The sequence below is a fragment of the Aeromonas sp. HMWF015 genome, from assembly GCF_963878965.1.
GTDB lineage: Bacteria > Pseudomonadota > Gammaproteobacteria > Enterobacterales > Aeromonadaceae > Aeromonas > Aeromonas veronii.
In genome coordinates, this window is sequence record NZ_CAWNZT010000204.1 from 1 (window position 1) to 2,381 (window position 2,381).

Annotated in this window: 1 protein-coding gene; it reads right to left on the minus strand. The window is 60.1% G+C overall.

What is annotated here, in order from left to right; translation table 11 throughout:
* Nucleotides 1–292: 292 nt before the first annotated feature.
* Nucleotides 293–1,840 carry a lysine decarboxylation/transport transcriptional activator CadC gene (gene cadC, locus AACS18_RS11125; protein ID WP_108614276.1) on the minus strand — a complete coding sequence of 516 codons (1,548 nt, stop codon included), beginning with the start codon at nt 1,838–1,840 and terminating at the stop codon, nt 293–295.
* Nucleotides 1,841–2,381: the final 541 nt, after the last annotated feature.

The window sequence follows — 2,381 nt, forward strand, 5'->3', positions numbered from 1 at the left end:
GAGAAATGGGTTGTGACGGACAGCTTATCCCGCCGCCCACAACGGGATGACGGCACTAGGCACGCTCGCGGCGCAAAGCTGGGCAAACTCGAGTGCAGCGAATGCCACATGCAAGACAAAGACAAATGGGGATAGTGGGGAGCTGCGGGGGATAAATCATGACTCACCAGAGCGACTATCCCCAATAGCAAACAGCAGGATTGAAACAAGCAGAAACCGCACAGGCCGCCCGAAGGCAGCCTGTGGATAGTGCCAACAACAGGGCTGGCCGATAGAAGCGTAGGCAGTAGCGTTAGAAGAGCTTCACCTTGCTCTGGCCCAGCGCATTGAACAGAGCCGGGGTGAGGCTCTCCATATTGCTGTAGAAACCGAGCTGCAGGCAGAGCAGATAGGTCTGCTCGGTCGCCTCCATCAGGAAGGCCTGACTGTAGGCATCACCCGCCGCCTCGGGGCGACCGTCCAGCTCCGCCAGCTTGCCCTGCAGTATGTAGTAGAGCACCGAGCGGCCGCGACTCGCCGCCTTCTCCAACAGATAGTTGGCCTGCTGTTGCTGGCCGTTGAGGATCGCCTGCAGGGTCAACGCCTCCCACACCCGGGCTGGCAGGGCGCCGCTGTTTTGCACCACGCGGGCGAGATGGGTGCCAATTCCCTGTAGCCGCTCGCTCTCGGATTTGCCCGCCAGGGTGGCCAGCGCCTCGCCAGCCAGATAGCGCTCCGCCAGCAGCAGCGGCTGATCCGGATGGACAATCAGCGCCTGCTCCAGCAGATCGATGCCACGCTTGAGGGCGACCGGATCCCGGCTGTTGATGTAGTACTGCGCCTCCATCATCGCCATCAGGGAGGCATCATCGGTCGGCCAGCCCATCCCCGGCTCGGCATCGGGCTGATCGAGGGCACGCAGCAGATCCTGGCTGCTCGCCTGCAACACGCCGTGCACACTGTGGCGACTGAGCTGGTACTGATGGCTGAACAGCACCCGGTTGGTGTTGATATTGCGATACTCCAGATCGAGATAGGTGCCACGGGGCTGGCGGGTGACCCGCACACTCAGCTCCTTGCCGGGCATGATGCCTCCCATCAGAGTGGTGGCGCCGTACTGCACCCGCAGCGGCGTAGCCACGGCCACCTCCCCCATCAGGGCGCGGGTAATGCCATCGGCGAGGCGCACGTTCTCGTTGTTGTCATCCATGCCGGAGTGGAAGCGGAACACCAGCAGGTTGGGATCCAGCATGGCGTGTACCTGGGGACTGGTGTGCTGGTAGCTGAGCATGCTGACAATGGCGATCAGCACGATGGCAACGAAGATATCGAAACTCACCATCTTCCAGCGGCTGCGGGCATCCTTGGCATGGGTGGAGATGGCGCGGGTCAGGGGCCCGGCGGGAAAAGGGGCGACATTGGGCTGTTCATCATCATCCTGCTCAGCCGCAGGCGGGCTCAGATCGGATAAAGTCGGGTTGTCGGAGAGAGCGGTATTGACCGCGGGCTGCTCGTCCGCCATCACCACGGAAACCACCTGCAGCGGCCGCACCGGTGCCACCAGCTTGTAGCCGCGCTTGGGCACGGTGACGATATAGTCGGTCGCATCGGTGCGACCATCTTTGAGGATCTTGCGCAATTCGAAGATGGACTGGGTCACAACCTGATCGGTTACCTCGGCGCCATCCCACACCTCGTTGATCAGGGCATCGCGGCCAAACACGGTGCCGGCATTATGGGCCAGAAACCGCAACAGGTTGACCAGCCGGGGTTCGAGGTAGACCTCGCGGTCGGGGCGACACAACATGTTGTCGTCAACGCTCAGGGTCCAGTCATGGATCTCTAAAACCGATTCGCTCATGATTCACTCGCTGCAGATGGTGACAATGCACGATGAGAGAGACGCAAAACCCGGGCTGACTGAACGGAACAAGGCGCTATCACCACAGGTGACAGATAAAAAGAGAACCGAAGCAATCACATCTCTGAGAGTCAGTCTGGCCAAGCCATCCTGTTTACGTCTGAAGGGCATCCTTGCGGGTATTCCGACCACCGGGATCGGAAGGGAGCACTTTAAGCAAAACGGGAGCTGGATCCCACTTTTTTTGGCTATAAATCGCCGTTGAGTTGATCCGACACCGCACTTTTCGGCAAATAGCGTGCCAGCTAGTATTCATATGAACATCCCATATGCCGGAATCAAAAAGCCCTGAACATCAGGGCTTTCTCATTTTTCCGACCATCGGTGAGAGGTTACTTCACCAGCGGGAGCGCATCCTGCTGACGACTGCGGCGCAGATGACGCCGCCACAGGGAGAAGCAACCGTAGCCAAGACTCAGCACCACCGCATAGAGCACCTGGGAGGCGAGCGCCGCCAGCACCAGAGCGCAGAGCAGTACGC

Bases quoted from the DNA above. Each gene is read 5' to 3' on its own strand.
- cadC (WP_108614276.1), bottom strand. From the start codon at position 1,840: ATGAGCGAATCGGTTTTAGAGATCCATGACTGGACCCTGAGCGTTGAC.